Origin of the sequence: Paraburkholderia sp. SIMBA_027, from assembly GCF_046535315.1 — a bacterium.
Taxonomy (GTDB): domain Bacteria; phylum Pseudomonadota; class Gammaproteobacteria; order Burkholderiales; family Burkholderiaceae; genus Paraburkholderia; species Paraburkholderia tropica.
This window is the reverse complement of the sequence record NZ_JAWRWY010000826.1, coordinates 1-263: the sequence shown is the minus strand read 5'-3', so window position 1 is coordinate 263 and position 263 is coordinate 1. Positions and strand designations below refer to the sequence as shown.

The following is a 263-nucleotide window of genomic DNA, read 5'->3' as shown; positions in this document are numbered from 1 at the left end:
CCAACTGCACGGCGATGCTCGAAGGTGTGGTCGGCCCGCGTCCGGAAGTGCTCGACGTCGCCGAACTGGTCGCTGCTGCGCTGGAGTAACGCGATGAATAACCTCAAACGAATCGATCCGCGCCGGCCGTTCACGATCACGGCGGATGGGCTCAAGCGCATTACGCTCGGCGTGACGGGTGCAGCCGGCTCGATGGAATTTTCGATCGCGGGCGCTGCGCATCGCGCCCAGGTGAAGCCGCGCCGCACGACGGCCGCGCCGCA

At 66.9% G+C, this 263-nt stretch carries 1 pseudogene; it reads left to right on the top strand.

Features of this window, described 5'->3' with window-relative positions:
* Window positions 1-93 precede the first annotated feature (93 nt).
* A pseudogene (locus tag SB764_RS41370) lies at window positions 94-263 on the top strand (electron transfer flavoprotein subunit alpha/FixB family protein); the annotation flags it as partial.